Here is a 16,354-nt window from a genome sequence, read left to right as displayed (position 1 = left end):
GGCCCCGGACCTCGTCCGGGGCCGTTCGGCTTGTCAGCAGCCACCCCAGCAGCACCCCGATCGCGACGGCGTCAGCAGCGCCGACGTCACGACGTACAGCACGATCCGCTCGTCGGTGAGTCTGGCCCGCAGAGCGATCGCCACCAGCGCGAGCAGCACGACGCCTGCTCCGAGCAGGACCGCCGGTACGTCGAGCAGCAGGTACGTGAGCGGGATCATCGCGAGCGCGCGCAGCGGCAGGTACCCGGTCGGGTGGCGGACGGTCAGGAGGCGGTGGACGTTCCACGCGAGGAGCAACTCGAAGCCGAGCCAGATCAGCTTGACCGAGAGCAGCGACGACTACGGCAGGTAGCTCGCGGCGACCATCAGATAGAGGTAGGGCGCGTTGTAGTTCGAGAACTCGTGCTCGAGGGCCCGGAAGCCGCCGTGGGTCTCGATGAATGTCGACCACGGTCCGAGGTAGCGGAGGTAGTCACCGGACCGGTAGTCCACGAACCACACCCGGACCGCCACCGCGGCCAGAACCACGACCAGATACAAGCCCCACTTGCGCATGCCTGTCCCCCGCTCCCCAGAGATTCCTCTGGGTCAAATGCGGTACAGGCCGGAATGGGTTGCATCCGTTCCCGGATGCGGGGCCGGTCAGGTGGTGGGCAGGAGGTGGAAACCGACGCCGCGGACGGCGTGGATGGTGACTGTGGCGCCGAGGTTGGCGAGTTTCTGGCGGAGGCGTTTGACGACCGAGTGGATGTGCGAGCCGTGGCCCAGGTGCTCGTTGCCCCAGACCGCGTGGTGCAGGCGCTGGTAGGTCCACACCCGGCCGGGTTCCGCTACCAGGCAGTGCAGGAAGTCGTGCTCGAGCCGGGTCAGCGGCATCTCACGGTCCTTCCACCGGACCACCCGCCGGTCCACGTCGAGGCACAGCCCAGCAACCGGCGCAGGCTCCCGCACCGCCTGAATCCACCGCTCCGCGTCCACGGCCGCGACCGGCACGCCACCCACGGCCCCGATGGCACCCGCGGCGACCGCAGCGCTCGGCGCGACTGCGGCGCCCGCGGCACCTCCGGCGACTCGCGCGCCCGGGGTCACGGCGACACCGGTCAGGTCCAGGAAGGCGCGGGCTTGGTCGGCGGTTGAGACGAGTAGTAGGGCGTCGGCCTCGCCCAGTAGGCGGGCCAGTTGGACCCGTTCGGCGGTGGTCGCGGCCACGCCGATGATCAACGACGTGTCGGACGGTCTCTCCTCTGACTTACCAGCCATCGCCAACACAGCAAGCCCCTCCCAGTCGAAACGACCCGCCATAAGTACGGTTCACGACCCGAACTAAGTCAAGGGATTCACTGCGCGGCAGGCTGGCACATATGCGTCCTGTCCGAGACAGGACAGGAAAACCTGCGACGTTCGGCGGATCGGTGTGCGCTCGGCGAGGGTGTCGGAGTAGTCTCCTCGGGCACGGCCACTCTGACCGCATCCACGGAGGAACAGTGCCCGGTCTGGTTCGGCGGCCGCTCGTCATCTGGTTGCTCGCGGCCCTCGCAGTCCCCGTACTGCTGACCGCTGTGCTGATTCCGGCGCGCGCCGGCACCACCGAGGACGACCTCCGCGAGCGCACCGAAGCCGCGCTCAAGGCCCGCGGTATCGAGGCAGGCTCGGTCGACTTCGACGGCCGGAGCGCGCGGATCACCGTCCCGTCCGGGGTCGATCCCGCCGTGGTCCGGGAGATCGTGGCCGGTGTCGACGGCGTGCGGTCGGTCGCGGTCGAGAACGCCTCCGGCAGTACGCCGAGCCCCAGCGCGCCGGTGAGCCCGAGTGCGCCGGCGAGCAGCAGCGCGCCGCCGCGGTCCGACGTACCGGCGTTCGAGGTCGGGCGGACGGACCGCTCGATCCGGGTGCAGGCGCCGGTGCGCAGCCAGGCGGTCAAGGACGCGATCCGCGCCGAGGTCGAGCAGGTGCTCGGTCCGGACCGTGAGTACGACGACCGCACCACGATCGACGCCGCGAACGGGCTCGCCGAGGGGTCGGCGTTGTCCGCGCTGCTCCGGGCGCTCGCGATCGGGACCGGGGACGCCTCGGTGCGGTACGACGGGGACACGGTCACGCTGTCCGGTCAGGTGCCGGACCAGGCGACCAAGGCGACCATCGCCCGCGCCGCCGCGACGGCTGTTCCGGGCGCGGTGATCGCGGACGAGCTGGAGCTGCCGGCGCCGCCGAAGAGCGCGGTCAGCGAGCCGTGCCGTACCTTCCAGAGCCGGCTGGCCGCGTTCAGCCGGGAGTACCGGATCAACTTCCTGTCCGGTACGTCGATCGTGAACGACGCGTCCAAGCCGTCCGTGGTGAAGGCCGCCGCCGTCCTCAAGTCGTGTACGACGGTGCGTGTCGAGGTGGCGGGGCATACCGACGACCTCGGCTCGCCCGCGACCAGCCTGCCGCTGTCCGAGCGCCGGGCGGCCGCGGTGAAGGCCGAGCTGGTGCGGCTGGGTGTCGGCGCGGACCGGATCCTCGCGCACGGGTACGGCGAGGCGTTCCCGATCGCTTCCAACGCCACCGGTGCCGGGCGGGTCGCGAACCGCCGCGCCGAGATCCGAGTAGTTCAGGGGAACTGAATGAGCTGGCTGATCGCCGAGACCTGGTTTCTGCTGCTGGTCGCGTTCGTCCTGGGCAGCACGGCCGCCTGGCTGGTGCACCGCCTGGTCCGCACCCCCGCGAGAGGAGCCCGCCGATGAGCTGGCTCCTCCGCGACAACTGGCTCGGCTCCTTCCTGGCCTTCGTCCTCGGCGCCGGCATCACCTGGTACCTCCTCGACCGCCGCCCAGCCCTGTCCACCCCGCGGCCGCAGGCAGCCAAAGAGCCGCGTTCCGCAGCGAAGCCGCCAGCAGTCGAAGACCCGCCGGCTTCGACGGGACCGTCCGCAGTGGCGGAGCCATCCGCTGCCCAGGAGCCGTCCGCAGGAGCGCAGGCGCCGGCCGCGGCGAAGCCGCCCACGGTCGGGCATCCGCCTGCCGTGGCGAAGCCGCCCGCGGTGGGCGAGACGGACGCGGTTGGCGCGACGGACGCGGCTGGCGCGACGGACGCGATTGGCACGACGGACGCGGTTGGCGAGCCGGACGCCCTTGGCGAGACGGACGCGGTTGGCGAGACGGACGCCCTTGGCGAGACGGCCGTAGTCGCGGAGTCGTCCGCGACGGCGGAGCAGCCTGGCGCGGCGAAGCCGGCTGCCGCGGCGGAGGTGGCTCCTGCGGCGGAGGCGGGTGTTGTTGGGGAGCGGGAGAAGCGGGCGGAGTTCTCGTTGTTGATGGGTGGGGAGCCGACGCTGTTCGACCACATCCAGCCGGTGGACGAGGGTGGTGCGGACGAGCGCGGCGACGTGCCGCCGGGGAGGTATGGCGAGGGGTCGGCCGATGCCGTGCCGCATCAGGGGCCGCCGGACGGGTTCACGATCAAGGGCAATGCGCAGTCGATGCTCTTCCACACGCCCGATTCGCCGTACTACGGCCGGACCAAACCCGAGGTCTGGTTCCGCTCCGAGGCCGACGCCGAGCGGGCCGGCTTCACCAAGTACGCCCGCCGTCCGCGCAAGGCCGCGGATCCGCGCGGCTGACCCCGGGAGACACCTTGCGACGTCAGCTCCACCTGCCCTACATCGCCGCCCAGGACGAGGACGGCACCTGGGTCGCCGAGGCGGCCCTGACCCCCGACATCTTCGTCTCCGGCGAGGGCGAAACCCGCGAGGCCTCCCTCGAGGACCTCCGCACCCAGATCACCCGCGCAGTAGCCGAATCCGGCGCCCCCGACCAGTTGACGGTCGACGTGGACGTACCGGAGAACTGACCCCGTCACAGTCTGACGATTTCGGCAACGCTGAGTAACCAGGAGGCGGAGTTGCCGCACGAGATCACCGTTCCCTTCACCATTGCCGAGGACGCCGAGGACGGTGGCTGGTTCGCCACGGCCGCCCTGACACCGGCCGCGTTCGCCAATGGTGAGGGCGAGACCCGTGACGCCGCCATCGAAGACCTCAAAGCAGCGCTCGCGCTGCTGGTCGAAGAGGTCGGTGTGCCCGAGCAGCTGGTCCTGACCGTCGAGATGCCGTAGATGCAGAAGAACCGTTGACGGCGAGGCCTCGGTCGACCCGTCGGGGGACGTACCGTTTGCTGGGCACTGGTAAGCACAGCAAGGTGCGTCGCCCGACTGCTTGAAGGAGGACGCGATGGGACCCGATGCGCCGGAGCCGCTCGAACCGGACGCGATCATCCTGCCGGGTGAGGGGCGCGAGGGGCGCAACGTCAACGCCGACGAGGCTTATCCGGGTTTGCGATCGGTGAATCTCAGGGGTGCGCTGCGTCGGCGCGGCGGCGGTCGCGGCCGCGGCGGGGCGGCGCAGAAGGCCGAGAAGGAGCGCGGCGAGCGCGACCGGAAACGGTGAGCCGCCGCCGTCATCGAATCGCAGTACAGGCTGAGCGCGAGCCCTATTTGCGTGGATCGGCGAAGGGCCGCCAGACTAGGCCGAACGCCTTGCGGAACCGTCCGGCCGACGGCGTCACCACATCACCGGCCTGCGTCCGGCACCATGTGCTGCCCTCCTTTTGAGTACGCCGTAACGGGGTACCCGGGAGCAGTGCCCGGAGCAGGCGGCCTGAAGTCAAGCTGCAGTACCGCTAGGTTTGGAGACACCCGATGGAGGTGAGCGTGACCGACATGCTGCCGGAGCAGCACCACGGACTGACGAAGAGTGACCCGCTGTGGTTCAAGCGGGCCGTCTTCTACGAGGTCCTCGTGCGGTCCTTCAAGGACTCGAACGCCGACGGCATCGGCGACCTGCAGGGCCTGACCGAGAAACTCGACTATCTCGAGTGGCTCGGCGTCGACTGCCTCTGGTTACCGCCCTTCTACCCGTCGCCGCTGCGCGACGGCGGCTACGACATCTCCGACTACACCAACGTGATGCCGGAGATCGGCACGGTGCCCGAGTTCGAGGAGTTCCTCAACCAGGCGCACGCTCGTGGCATCCGGGTGATCGTCGACTTCGTCATGAACCACACGTCGGACCAGCACCCCTGGTTCCAGGCGTCGCGGGAGGACCCCGAGGGCCCGTACGGCGACTTCTACGTGTGGTCCGACACCGACGACAAGTACACCGACGCGCGCATCATCTTCGTCGACACCGAGTCCTCGAACTGGACCTGGGACCCGGTGCGCGGGCAGTACTTCTGGCACCGGTTCTACTCGAACCAGCCGGACCTGAACTTCGAGAACCCGGCCGTCGGCGACGCGATGATCGAGGCGCTGAAGTTCTGGCTGGACCGCGGTGTCGACGGCTTCCGGCTGGACGCGGTGCCGTACCTGTTCGAGACCGACGGCACCAACTGCGAGAACCTGCCGCGCACCCACGAGTTCCTGAAGCGGGTCCGCAAGGAGGTGGACGCGAACTACGAGGACCGCGTCCTGCTCTGCGAGGCGAACCAGTGGCCGGCCGACGTGGTCGAGTACTTCGGCGACCGGGACTCGGGCGGCGACGAGTGCCAGATGGCGTTCCACTTCCCGGTGATGCCGCGCATCTTCATGGGCGTGCGCCGGGAGTCGCGGTTCCCGATCTCGGAGATCCTGGCCCAGACGCCGGAGATCCCGGACACCTGCCAGTGGGGCATCTTCCTGCGCAACCACGACGAGCTGACGCTCGAGATGGTCAGCGACGAGGATCGCGACTACATGTGGGGCGAGTACGCGCAGGACCCGCGGATGAAGGCCAACATCGGCATCCGCCGCCGGCTGGCGCCGCTGCTGGACAACGACGTCAACAAGATGGAGTTGTTCACCGCGCTGCTGCTCAGCCTGCCCGGCTCCCCGATCCTGTACTACGGCGACGAGATCGGCATGGGCGACAACATCTGGCTGGGCGACCGCGACGGCGTCCGGACCCCGATGCAGTGGTCGCCGGATCGCAACGCCTCGTTCTCCACCGCGACGCCGGGCAAGCTCAGCCTGCCGGTGATCATGGACCCCGTCTACGGCTTCCAGGCGGTGAACGTCGAGGCCGAGATGGAGAACGCCTCGTCGCTGCTGCACTGGACCCGGCGGATGATCCAGACCCGCAAGCAGCACCCGTCGTTCGGTATGGGCACGTTCACCGACCTGGGCGGCTCCAACCCGAGCGTGCTGTCCTACGTCCGCGAGTTCGGCGACGACGTGGTGCTGTGCGTGAACAACCTGTCCAGGTTCCCGCAGCCGATCGAACTGGACCTGCGGCAGTGGCAGGGCGTCGAGCCGGTCGAACTTCTCGGCGGTGTGCACTTCCCGACGATCGGTGAGCTGCCCTACCTTCTGACCCTCGGTGCCCACGGTTTCTACTGGTTCCGGCTGCCGGTCGCGAAGCCGGAAGCACAGTCGGAGAAGCATGAGGAGAGCATTTAAGTGACTTCCCATCTGGACCAGGTCCAGTCCTTCTGCGCGGGCCAGAGGTGGTTCGGCGAGAAGGGACACGACGTCCATGTCGAAGCGATGGCCACCTCGGCCTGGCTGTCGGACACGGACGCCTGGCCCGCGGTCCGGATCGGGTTCGTCTACTGTGCGGGTCCGCCCGGGATCGAGATCCCGATCCGGGTGTACCAGCTGCCGCTCAGCTACCACCGCGCACCGGTCGAGAACCTCGGCCACGCGCTGGTCGGTGAGTGGATCGAGCCCGACCTCGGCGACACCGAGGTCTGGGTGTACGACGCGCTGCACGACAAGGAAGCGACGCCGTACTGGCTGGACGGGCTGACGCACGGACGGCAGCTGGACGGGCTGGAGTTCCACCCCGTCCAGGCGCCGGAACACCACGTCGAGGTGCCGCCGGACGCACGGTCCCTGGTCCTCACCGTGGAGCAGAGCAACACGTCGCTGGTGTTCGGCGACGTGGCGTTGCTGAAGGTGTTCCGTCGGCTCGAGCCCGGGAGCAACCCCGGGGTGGAGATCGAGTCGGCGCTCACCGAGGCCGGATCCGAGCTGGTCCCGGAGGTGCTGGGTTCCGCGCGCGGCAGGTGGCCGCGCGCGGGCGGCGGCACCGACAGCGGCGAGCTGGCGATGATGACGGCGTTCCAGAACAACTCGACCGACGGCTGGTCGTTCGCGACCTCGTCGGTGCGGGACCTGTACGCGGAGGCCGACCTGCACGCCGAGGAGGTCGGCGGCGACTTCGCGCCGGAGTCGCACCGGCTCGGCGCGAGCACGGCGCAGGTGCACTCCGAGCTGGCGAAGGCGCTCGGCACCGACGTCTGGGAGCCGGCCAAGCTGGTCGAGCACGCGAACGCGATGCGCCGCCGGCTGGACACCGCGTCGGCGGCGATCCCGGAGCTCGCGCCGTACGCCGCGGGGCTGGCGGGGGCGTTCGACGCGCTGGCGGCGTACGACCAGCCGGTGACCGTGCAGCGGATCCACGGTGACTACCACCTGGGTCAGGTGCTGCGCACGATCGAGGGCTGGAAGCTGATCGACTTCGAGGGCGAGCCGGCCAAGTCGCTGGTCGAGCGCCGGGCGCTGGACACGCCGGTGAAGGACGTCGCCGGGATGCTGCGCTCGTTCGACTACGCGGCCCGGTCGCTGCTGCAGGACCACGAGGGCGACCAGCAGATCGCCTACCGCGCGGCCGAGTGGGCGACCCGCAACCAGCAGGCCTTCTGCGACGGGTACGCCGAGGTGGCGGGCACGGATCCGCGCGGCCAGCACGTCCTGCTGAACGCGTTCCTCGCCGACAAGGTGATCTACGAGGTGCTCTACGAGGCCCGCAACCGCCCGACCTGGCTGCGGATCCCGCTGTCGGCGGCCGCACAGTTGGCCGGTCGGTAATCCCGCCGGAACGCCGTTCGCGACGCGCTGACCGACCGCGTTTGTGTACTTCGGGACTCGACGGGTACGGGGTGCGGTGAACGACGACGTGATCGGGCAGGATGGGGTCTATGGGAGAGCGTGAAGCTTTTGAGGAGCCGGTGGTGTCGGCCGACAAGCCTGTGGTGACAGCGGTTCCGGTCGCCCGGACCGACCTCGAGCGACTGGTCGCCGGCACGTTCCACGATCCCCATCACGTGCTCGGCCCGCATCTCGGCGAGCACGGTGTGACGGTCCGCGCGCTCCGTCCGTACGCGAACAGTGTCACGGTGCTGTACGACGGCGGGCGGCTCGACCTGCGCCACGAGTACGACGGCGTCTGGGTCGGTGTGCTGGACGTCGACAAGGTCCCCGACTACCGGCTCGAGGTCACCTACACCGACGGTCCCGCGACCGAGGTCGACGACCCGTACCGGTATCTCCCGTCGCTCGGCGAGGTCGACCTGCACCTGATCGGCGAAGGCCGTCACGAGCAGCTGTGGACCGTGCTCGGCGCGCACGTCCGCCGCTACGAAGGACCGGCCGGCGCCGTGACCGGTACGTCGTTCGCGGTCTGGGCGCCGAACGCGCAGGGCATCCGGCTGACGGCCGACTTCAACTTCTGGGACGGCCGCGCGCATCCGATGCGGTCGCTCGGCTCCTCCGGCGTGTGGGAGCTGTTCGTGCCCGGCGTCGGCCCGGGGACGCGGTACAAGTTCGACATCTGCGGCCGCGACGGTGTCTGGCGGCAGAAGGCCGACCCGATGGCGAACCTGGCCGAGACTCCCCCGGCGAACGCGTCCGTCGTGCACGAGTCGACGTACGAGTGGGACGACGCCGCGTGGATCGAGCGGCGCGCCGCGGCGCAGGCCTACGCCGAGCCGATGAGTGTGTACGAGGTGCATCTCGGCTCCTGGCGCAAGGGCAGGTCGTACCGTGAGCTGGCCGACGAGCTCGTTGCCTATGTCAACGAGATGGGCTTCACCCATGTCGAGTTCATGCCGGTGATGGAGCATCCGTTCGGCGGCTCGTGGGGTTACCAGGTCACGTCGTACTTCGCGCCGACGTCGCGCTTCGGCGACCCCGACGACTTCCGGTTCCTGGTCGACCGGCTGCATCAGTCCGGGATCGGCGTGATCGTGGACTGGGTGCCGGCGCACTTCCCGAAGGACGCCTGGGCGCTGGCCCGGTTCGACGGGACGCCGCTGTACGAGCACCCGGACCCGCGCCGCGGCGAGCAGCCCGACTGGGGCACGCTGGTCTTCGACTTCGGCCGTCCGCAGGTGCGGAACTTCCTGGTGGCGAACGCGATCTACTGGGCCGAGGAGTTCCACATCGACGGCCTGCGGGTGGACGCGGTCGCCTCGATGCTCTACCTGGACTACTCGCGCTCCGACGGGCAGTGGGTGCCGAACCAGTACGGCGGCCGGGAGAACCTCGAGGCCGTGTCGTTCCTGCAGGAGATGAACGCGACGCTCTACAAGCGGGTCCCGGGCGTGATCACGGTGGCCGAGGAGTCGACGTCCTGGCCGGGCGTCACCCGGGCCACGCACCTCGGCGGGCTCGGGTTCGGCTTCAAGTGGAACATGGGCTGGATGAACGACTCGCTCCGCTACCTGGAGCACGAGCCTGTGCACCGCCAGTTCCACCACCACGAGATGACGTTCTCGATGATGTACGCGTACTCCGAGAACTTCGTCCTCCCGCTGTCCCACGACGAGGTCGTGCACGGCAAGGGCTCGCTGCTGCGCAAGATGCCGGGCGACCGGTGGCAGCAGCTCGCGAACCTGCGCGCCTATCTCGCGATGATGTGGGCGCACCCGGGCAAGCAACTGCTGTTCATGGGGTGCGAGTTCGGCCAGGAGTCGGAGTGGTCGGAGAAGGGCGAGCTGGACTGGTGGCTGCTGGATCACAGCGACCACCAGGGCCTGCAGGACCTGGTCCGTGACCTGAACCGTGTCTACAAGGACAACCCGGCGTTCTGGCGCACCGACCACGCGGCGGAGAAGTTCAGCTGGATCGACGCGAACGACGCCGGCAACAACGTGTTCTCCTTCGTCCGGTACGGCGAGGAGGGCGAGCCGACCGTGGCGTGCGTCGCGAACTTCTCCGCGGTCCCGCACCACGGCTACCGGCTCGGCCTGCCGTACGCCGGTCGCTGGGAGGAGGTCGTCAACACCGACGCCGCGTCGTACGGCGGGTCCGGTGTCGGCAACTTCGGTGCGGTGGAGGCCAACGGGACGCCGTGGCACGGGCTGGACAGCAGCGCTGAGCTGTCCGTGCCACCCCTGGCGACGGTGTACCTGCGGTTCACCGGGTAGCGTTCACGGCGTGACCGCTCCGCTGACCGATGGTGACCTGACGCTGCGACTCGCACTCGACGACGAGGTGGTCGTCAGGTTCGACGTCGAGAACGGGCAGCCGGTCGGCACCGTCGAGGTCCGCCGGACCACGCCGGGTGTCGGTCTGGTGGTGTGGGCGCTGGACGGCGGCACGGAGATCGCGCAGCGTGCGCTCCGGTTGCTGAGCGAGTACGCGTTCGGTGAGCTCGGTCTGGAGCGACTGCAGGTCGAGGTGGACGTGGAGCTGCATTCGTCCGCCCGGGTCGCGATCCGGTCCGGTTTCCGGCGCGAGGGCGTGCTGCGCGGGGCCGCGCTGGTCGAGGGCGAGCGCCGCGACGTGGCCATCTACGGCATGCGCGTGGACGATGCGCGGCCGGACACGGTGACGGGCTGGACCGCGCTGATGGACTCGGCGCTGCCGAAGAAGCGGGTGATCGCGCACGTCGTCGTCCGCGACACTCTCGGACGGGTGCTGTTGTGCCAGGTCAGCTACAAGAAGGACCTGGAGCTGCCGGGCGGAGTGGTCGAGCCGGACGAGGACCCGGCGACCGGTGCCTCGCGGGAGATGGAGGAAGAGCTCGGTACGGCGCTGCCGCTGCTCGGCATCCTCGCGATCGACTGGCTGCCGCGGTGGGAAGGCTGGGGCGACGCGGTCGAGATCCTGTACGACGGCGGCGTCCACGACCCGTCCCTGATCGACCGTCTGCGGCCGGACGGTTTCGAGATCCGCTCGATCTCCTGGCGCGCGCCGGACGAACTGGCCGGCCTGGTCTCGCCGCTCAACGCCCGCCGGCTCCCGATGATCCTCGCCGCCCCCGATCAGCTCCACAACCTCAGCAACGGCTCCCCCATCACCTCGTGAGCTGGTTGACGCACCAGGTGTAGTGGCCGTCGGCGGCGTTCTCGTCGTAGACCGTCGCGGTGATGATCGCGTACGCCTTGCGGTAGAGCCGCATCCGTTCGCGGTCGTGCCCCAGTCCTGCGAACCGCTCGGTCAGCAGGTCGTCCAACCGCCGGGCGTCCGGTGAGTACATGTCGAAGAACCCCGCCGCCAGCGACGCCTCGAACGTGCTGTCCCCGGCGGTCGACAAGAACCCCCAATCCAGCACGGCCGCCACCCGCTCCCCTTCCATCAACAGGTTGGGCGGACAGATATCCCCGTGGACCACGCTCAAGCCGTCGGAATCGAGCTGGGAGAGGGCGTCGAGCGTTTCCTGCAGCAGTTGGGAGAAATCAGGTACGTCGCGCTCCAGATAGCCCTGCGAGACCTGCGCACGACGTCGTACGAGCGCCGCGAGACTCGCACCCCACGACCGCTCCCAGAACGACTCGCCAACCGCCGGCAGCAGCCTGCTCGCCGGCCCCGGAGTCGTCCCTCGCAACGCCTCGACCACCGTGACGAACGCGTCCAGGCCGACCTCTTCCGGCAGCCCGGCCTCGTGCAGCGGCACCCCGGTCAGCTTGTCCTCGACGGTGATCGCCAGCCCGTTCTCCGCCGCGGCGATCTCCCGGATCCGCGGCGTCCGGAACGGCAGCTCCGGCAGCTCGTCGAGGAACGCCCGCAGCGGCAGCACGTCCTCCGGCCGCCGGTCGAACCAGACCTTGCGGACCGTCCCGTCGCCGAGGTCGTAGACGGCGCCTTCCATCCCCTGCCCGATGAGCTCCACCGGGCCGACCCTAATGGACGAGGCGAATCGTCAACGGGTACGTGTAGTCCTTCCCACCGGAGGCGGCGACCGTCGCGAGGATGATCACCACCAGCGCCGCGATCGCCCCGATCACCAGCAGCGGCACGACGATCAGCACCCCGAGCCCGAGCGTGAAGAAGATCAGCACGGCCGCGACCGCCGAGTAGATCAGCAGCGAGAGCTGGAAGTTCAGCGACTCCACCGCGTGCCGGCGGACGAAGTCCGAGCGGTAGCGGAAGATCAGCCAGATGATCAGCGGGCACAGGAACCCCATCGCGAACCAGGCCGCGACCAGCACCCCGATGTGCGCGACCATCGCCCACGTGCGCTCTTCCGAGGCCGCCAACGGCGACCCCGCGTTCGGCGTAGCCATACTCAAGTCAAGCACACCGATTCCTTGTCCCGGCGTTCTCGGTCTGTACCGGTGACAGAGCTGCAACGAAAGGATCTGGCGATGGCGGTCGGGCTGTGACGGCGGAGGGAGTCGTGGTGCGCGAGTTCGGCGTGACCGAGCCGTTCCGGAAGGAGTTGCTCGCACACTGCTACCGGATGCTCGCCTCGGTGCACGAGGCCGAGGACGCGGTGCAGGAGACGTACCTGCGGGCCTGGCGGTCGTGGGACGACTTCGAGGGCAGGTCGTCGGTGCGGGTGTGGCTGTACCGCATCGCGACCAACGTGTGCCTGACCGCGCTCGAGCAACGCCGCCGCCGGGCGCTGCCGTCGGGGATCGCCGCACCGAGTACGGACCTCGCCGCCCCGCCACCCGCCGAGCCGGACGGGACGGCCTGGCTGGAGCCGATCGCCGAGTCGCTCGTCGCCTCCGATCCCGCCGCGATCGTCACGCTGCGGGAGAGTCTTCGGCTGGCGCTGATCGCCGCCCTGCAGTACCTGCCGCCCAAGCAGCGCGCTGTGCTGATCCTGCGCGAGGTGCTGGCGTTCCCGGCGGCGGAGGTGGCGGAGATGCTCGACACCTCGGTCGCGGCCGTGAAGAGCACCCTGCAGCGCGCACGGGCCCGCCTCGACGAGACGGCGCCGTCCCAGGACGAGGTGGTGGAGCCGACCGACCCCGTGGCTCGCGCTCTGCTCGACGACTACATCACCGGCTTCGAGAACGCCGACACCGCGGCGCTCGAACGGGCCCTCCGCGCGGACGCCGCGATCGAGATGGTCGGGACGACGACCTGGTTCGACGGCCGCGTGCTGTGCCTGCGCCTGCTGGCCTCCGCGGTCGGCGATCCGGGTGACTGGCGGATGCTCCCGATCGTCGCGAACGGCCAGCCCGCGGTGGGCGCGTACTTCAAGGGCGAGCCGTACGGCGTCGCCGTACTCACGCCGACTCGGACCGGTCTCACGCACATCCACGTGTTCAGCGACCCGGGCCTCGTCACGCGTTTCGGTCTACCTGCACAGTCCGATGGGCGCGGCGGCTCGTACTGAACAGGGCCAGCGCCAGTACGACGTGGCCGATCGCGACCGTCGGCCACCAGACGATGTGCTCGGCGTGGACGAACCGCTGCGGGTCGGCCGGTGTCGCGGCCGCGGTGCCGATGATCGACCCCGCGACCGCGACGCCGAGCGATGTACCGGTCTGCCGGCCGACCGACGCGAGCGACCCGGCCACGCCCGCCATCGACGCGGGCATGCCGGACACGGCCGAGTTCGCGATCGGCGGGTTGATCGTGCCGAGGAAGACGCCGAACAGCAGGAAGATCCCGAGCACGACGGGCAGCGGGGTGGCCGGTCCGATCCCGAGCGAGGCGATCGCGCCGAGCGTCAGCGCCGTACCGGCGACGACGAGCGGCAGCCGCGGGCCGCGCGCGCCCACCACCCGGCCCGTGAGCGGCGAGAGCACGGTGATGAGCAGGCCGACGGGCAGCAGGCACAGGCCCGCGTCCAGGGCGGACAGGTTGCGGATGCTCTGCAGGTAGAGCGTGGTGACGAACAGGAACGCGCCGAACCCGGTGTACGCGACCATCGCGATCACCACCGCGGAGCTGAACGGGATGCTGCGGAAGAGCCGCAGTTCGAGCAGCGGCTCCTCCCGGCGGCGCTCGTACGCGATCAACAGCACCGCCGCGACGGCGGCTGTGACGATCAACGGCGTCCGCCACGCGTCCTGCTCGATGATCGCGGACACCGCGCTGCCGAGGACCAGCACCACCAGGAGCTGGCCGACCGGGTCGAAGCGGCGGCCACGGGCGGCGCGGGACTCCGGCACGTACAAGCTGGTGAAGAGCACCGCGAGCGCGATGATCGGCAGATTCACCCAGAAGACCGAGCGCCAGCCGAAGCTGTCGACGAGCGCGCCGCCGAGGATCGGGCCGAGGACGAGCGAGAGCCCGGCGGTCGCGCCGAAGATCCCGATCGCGCGGGCGCGCTCGGCGCGGTCCGGGAAGACCGTCACCACGATCGCCATCGCGACCGGGTTCAGCAGCGTGCCGCCGACCGCCTGGACGGCGCGGGCGGCGACCAGCGCCTCGATGGTCGGGGCGAGGCTGCAGAGCAGCGAGCCGAGGCCGAAGACGATCAGGCCGAGGCGGAACATGCGTTTGCGGCCGAACCGGTCGGCGGTGGAGCCGGCCAGCAGCAGGAAGCTCGCCAGCACCAGGGTGTAGGCGTCGACGGTCCACTGGAGACCGGCCGTCGAGGCGCCGAGGTCGTCGCGGATCGCGGGCAGCGCCATGTTCACGATCGAGATGTCCATCACCGAGACGAGCAGGCTGGCGCAGCAGATCGCGAGCACGGTGTACCGGCGGACGCCGACGGTTGCCTCGAGCGTAGTCATACCGGCCACGCTAGGATTTAGAGCGTGCTCGAAGTCAATGAACGCGGGATCAGCATCGCCGAGGCCGCCGAGCGGACCGGTGTCAGCGTCCACACGCTGCGGTACTACGAGCGCGCCGGCCTGGTCGTCACCACCGTCGACCGCACCGCCGGCGGGCGCCGCCGCTACCGCCAGATCGACCTGGACTGGATCAAGATCTGCACCCGGTTCCGCGCCACCGGGATGCCGATCCGCACCATCCGCAAGTACGCCGAGCTCGTCACCGCCGGTCGCGGTAACGAGAAGGACCGCCTGGAGTTGCTGGAGACGCATCGCGCGGAGATCCTCACCCAGCTCGCCGCACTCAGCGAGAGCCTCGAACTCATCGACCACAAGATCGACGTCTACCGGGGCCGCCTCGAAGCCGGCGACGCGGACCGGCTGTGGGCGCCTACCGCAGACTCTTGAGGCGGGTGGTGAGGAAGCGGCGTTCGGTTTCGTTGGCGGTGAGCTGGATGGCTTGCGCGTAGGCCTCGGCTGCCTCGGCCTGGCGCCCCAGCCGGGTGCAGACGTCCGCGCGGGTCGCCGGCAGGTAGGCGTAGGTCGCGAGGGCCGGTTCTTTGCTCAGGGCATCCAGTTCGGTGAGCACCGCCTCCAGGTCAGCGCCGGGGACCAGGCTGTGCGCGGCCGCCCGGTTGAGCGCGACGATCGGGGTCGGCCAGCTCACCATCATCGCGTCGTACATCCGGACCACCTGGGGCCAGTCCGTCTGCTCCCACGACGGCGCGGTCACGTGCAGACCGGCGACGGCCGCCTGGAGCGCGAACCGCCCGTGCCCGCGCTGTAGCGCCGCCGTCGCCCGCGCGACCCCCTCGGCCAGCAGCTTCCCGTTCCAGCGCGACCGGTCCTGGTCCGCCAGCAGGACCAGCTCGCCGTCGGCGCTGACCCGCGCATCGCCGCGCGCCTCGGTCATCAACAGCAACCCGAGCAGCGCCTGCGGTTCCGGCTCGTCCGGCATCAACCGCTCCAGCATCCGCGCCAGCTCGATCGCCCGCCCGGTCAGGTCCGTCCGGGTCAGCTCCGCGCCGGTCGCGACGTACCCGGCCGTGTAGACGAGGTGGACGACGGTCAGCACCACGTCCATCCGCGCCGGCAGCTCGTGGTCGGCCGGGATGCGGTACGGGATCCCGGCCGCCGCGATCTTCTTCTTCGCCCGGGTGATCCGCGCCGCCGCCGTCGCCTCGGCGATCAGCAGCACCGCGGCGACCTCGCGCGTGGTCAGGCCGCAGATCAGCCGCAGCGTCAACGCCACCTGTGACTCCCGCGCCAGCGCCGGGTGGCAGCAGGTGAACACCAGCCGCAGTGGATCCGTCGGCTGCTCGGTCTCGCCCGGCTCCTCCACCAGCAGCGGAAGCTTCCGCCGCAGGTTGGTCTCGCGGCGCAGCCCGTCCAGCGCCAGCCGCCGGGCGACCGTCGTCAGCCAGCCCGCCGGATTGTCCGGGATCCCGTCCGGCCAGGTCCGCAGCGCCCGGACGAACGCGTCCTGCGTACAGTCCTCCGCCAGGTCCAGGTCCCGCGTCAGCCGGACCACGGACGCCAGCACGGTCGACCAGCTCTCCCGGTGCACCCGGTCCACCACCCGGGTCACCTCCACGGCCTCGGTCACTTCTCCCCCTGTCTCGGCAACGGGTACGCCGACGGGCAGAGCATCGGCGTACCCG

Annotated in this window: 18 protein-coding genes; 11 read left to right on the top strand and 7 right to left on the bottom strand. The window is 70.0% G+C overall.

The annotated features are described in order from the left end of the window. Positions 1–33: 33 nt before the first annotated feature. From ABZW60_RS32130 to ABZW60_RS32120, 3 genes are all read right to left on the bottom strand, one after another. The gene (locus ABZW60_RS32130; protein WP_355483238.1) at positions 34–297 is read right to left on the bottom strand and encodes a hypothetical protein; all 264 of its coding nucleotides are present in this window, start codon (positions 295–297) and stop codon (positions 34–36) included. 42 nt (positions 298–339) lie between these two features. After that, on the bottom strand, positions 340–555 hold the full coding sequence (locus ABZW60_RS32125) for a hypothetical protein (protein ID WP_355483236.1): 216 nt from the start codon (positions 553–555) through the stop codon (positions 340–342). An 87-nt stretch (positions 556–642) separates the two neighbouring features. Continuing rightward, complete coding sequence (locus tag ABZW60_RS32120; protein WP_355483234.1) at positions 643–1,260, bottom strand: winged helix-turn-helix domain-containing protein; 618 nt, start codon at positions 1,258–1,260, stop codon at positions 643–645. A 224-nt stretch (positions 1,261–1,484) separates the two neighbouring features. Between ABZW60_RS32120 and ABZW60_RS32115 the strand changes: the two genes are divergently transcribed. From ABZW60_RS32115 to ABZW60_RS32075, 9 genes are all read left to right on the top strand, one after another. Then, positions 1,485–2,603 (top strand): OmpA family protein, encoded by a 1,119-nt coding sequence (locus ABZW60_RS32115; RefSeq protein WP_355483232.1) that lies wholly within the window; start codon positions 1,485–1,487, stop codon positions 2,601–2,603. 116 nt (positions 2,604–2,719) lie between these two features. Continuing rightward, the gene (locus ABZW60_RS32110) at positions 2,720–3,598 is read left to right on the top strand and encodes a hypothetical protein (RefSeq protein WP_355483230.1); all 879 of its coding nucleotides are present in this window, start codon (positions 2,720–2,722) and stop codon (positions 3,596–3,598) included. A 14-nt stretch (positions 3,599–3,612) separates the two neighbouring features. Continuing rightward, the gene (locus ABZW60_RS32105; RefSeq protein WP_355483228.1) at positions 3,613–3,828 is read left to right on the top strand and encodes a hypothetical protein; all 216 of its coding nucleotides are present in this window, start codon (positions 3,613–3,615) and stop codon (positions 3,826–3,828) included. Between the two features lie 51 nt (positions 3,829–3,879). Further along, entirely contained in the window at positions 3,880–4,092 is a 213-nt protein-coding gene (locus ABZW60_RS32100; protein WP_355483226.1) for a hypothetical protein, read from the top strand. A 115-nt stretch (positions 4,093–4,207) separates the two neighbouring features. Beyond that, on the top strand, positions 4,208–4,423 hold the full coding sequence (locus ABZW60_RS32095) for a hypothetical protein (RefSeq protein ID WP_355483224.1): 216 nt from the start codon (positions 4,208–4,210) through the stop codon (positions 4,421–4,423). 272 nt (positions 4,424–4,695) lie between these two features. After that, positions 4,696–6,408, top strand: coding sequence for a maltose alpha-D-glucosyltransferase (treS, locus tag ABZW60_RS32090; RefSeq protein ID WP_355483767.1), 1,713 nt, complete (start codon positions 4,696–4,698; stop codon positions 6,406–6,408). Next, on the top strand, positions 6,409–7,821 hold the full coding sequence (locus ABZW60_RS32085; protein ID WP_355483222.1) for an aminoglycoside phosphotransferase: 1,413 nt from the start codon (positions 6,409–6,411) through the stop codon (positions 7,819–7,821). 110 nt (positions 7,822–7,931) lie between these two features. Then, positions 7,932–10,160, top strand: coding sequence for a 1,4-alpha-glucan branching protein GlgB (gene glgB, locus ABZW60_RS32080; RefSeq protein WP_355483220.1), 2,229 nt, complete (start codon positions 7,932–7,934; stop codon positions 10,158–10,160). A 10-nt stretch (positions 10,161–10,170) separates the two neighbouring features. After that, on the top strand, positions 10,171–11,043 hold the full coding sequence (locus ABZW60_RS32075; RefSeq protein ID WP_355483218.1) for a GNAT family N-acetyltransferase: 873 nt from the start codon (positions 10,171–10,173) through the stop codon (positions 11,041–11,043). On the opposite strand, the gene ABZW60_RS32070 is transcribed toward ABZW60_RS32075, so the two are convergent. Then, the gene (locus ABZW60_RS32070) at positions 11,033–11,848 is read right to left on the bottom strand and encodes an aminoglycoside phosphotransferase family protein (RefSeq protein ID WP_355483216.1); all 816 of its coding nucleotides are present in this window, start codon (positions 11,846–11,848) and stop codon (positions 11,033–11,035) included. The two genes, ABZW60_RS32075 and ABZW60_RS32070, sit on opposite strands and share 11 nt — an antisense overlap. Positions 11,849–11,858: 10 nt before the next feature. Then, the gene (locus tag ABZW60_RS32065) at positions 11,859–12,257 is read right to left on the bottom strand and encodes a DUF4870 domain-containing protein (RefSeq protein WP_355483214.1); all 399 of its coding nucleotides are present in this window, start codon (positions 12,255–12,257) and stop codon (positions 11,859–11,861) included. A gap of 101 nt (positions 12,258–12,358) precedes the next feature. Between ABZW60_RS32065 and ABZW60_RS32060 the strand changes: the two genes are divergently transcribed. Next, a complete protein-coding gene (locus ABZW60_RS32060) occupies positions 12,359–13,306 on the top strand; it encodes a sigma-70 family RNA polymerase sigma factor (protein WP_355483213.1) in 948 nt (315 codons plus the stop codon). On the opposite strand, the gene ABZW60_RS32055 is transcribed toward ABZW60_RS32060, so the two are convergent. Beyond that, positions 13,254–14,654, bottom strand: a complete 1,401-nt coding sequence (locus ABZW60_RS32055) for an MFS transporter (protein WP_355483211.1) — start codon at positions 14,652–14,654, stop codon at positions 13,254–13,256. The genes ABZW60_RS32060 and ABZW60_RS32055 overlap by 53 nt on opposite strands. Positions 14,655–14,678: 24 nt before the next feature. Between ABZW60_RS32055 and ABZW60_RS32050 the strand changes: the two genes are divergently transcribed. Further along, positions 14,679–15,101, top strand: a complete 423-nt coding sequence (locus ABZW60_RS32050) for a MerR family transcriptional regulator (protein WP_355483209.1) — start codon at positions 14,679–14,681, stop codon at positions 15,099–15,101. Here the strand turns inward: ABZW60_RS32050 and ABZW60_RS32045 are convergent. Continuing rightward, positions 15,085–16,299: a sigma-70 family RNA polymerase sigma factor gene (locus tag ABZW60_RS32045; RefSeq protein ID WP_355483207.1), complete on the bottom strand. Its 1,215-nt coding sequence runs from the start codon at positions 16,297–16,299 to the stop codon at positions 15,085–15,087. The genes ABZW60_RS32050 and ABZW60_RS32045 overlap by 17 nt on opposite strands. Positions 16,300–16,354: the final 55 nt, after the last annotated feature.

The organism is Kribbella sp. NPDC003557, assembly GCF_040610805.1.
Classification (GTDB): domain Bacteria; phylum Actinomycetota; class Actinomycetes; order Propionibacteriales; family Kribbellaceae; genus Kribbella.
The sequence above is the reverse complement of the archived record's forward strand: the minus strand, read 5'-3'. Positions and strand labels throughout refer to the sequence as shown.

What these genes read in the sequence shown, in the direction of transcription:
- glgB (WP_355483220.1), top strand. Translation starts at nt 7,932, where the DNA reads ATGGGAGAGCGTGAAGCTTTTGAGGAGCCGGTGGTGTCGGCCGACAAG.
- ABZW60_RS32095 (WP_355483224.1), top strand. Translation starts at nt 4,208, where the DNA reads ATGGGACCCGATGCGCCGGAGCCGCTCGAACCGGACGCGATCATCCTG.
- ABZW60_RS32120 (WP_355483234.1), bottom strand. Translation starts at nt 1,260, where the DNA reads ATGGCTGGTAAGTCAGAGGAGAGACCGTCCGACACGTCGTTGATCATC.
- ABZW60_RS32125 (WP_355483236.1), bottom strand. Translation starts at nt 555, where the DNA reads ATGCGCAAGTGGGGCTTGTATCTGGTCGTGGTTCTGGCCGCGGTGGCG.
- ABZW60_RS32110 (WP_355483230.1), top strand. Translation starts at nt 2,720, where the DNA reads ATGAGCTGGCTCCTCCGCGACAACTGGCTCGGCTCCTTCCTGGCCTTC.
- ABZW60_RS32055 (WP_355483211.1), bottom strand. Translation starts at nt 14,654, where the DNA reads ATGACTACGCTCGAGGCAACCGTCGGCGTCCGCCGGTACACCGTGCTC.
- treS (WP_355483767.1), top strand. Translation starts at nt 4,696, where the DNA reads ATGCTGCCGGAGCAGCACCACGGACTGACGAAGAGTGACCCGCTGTGG.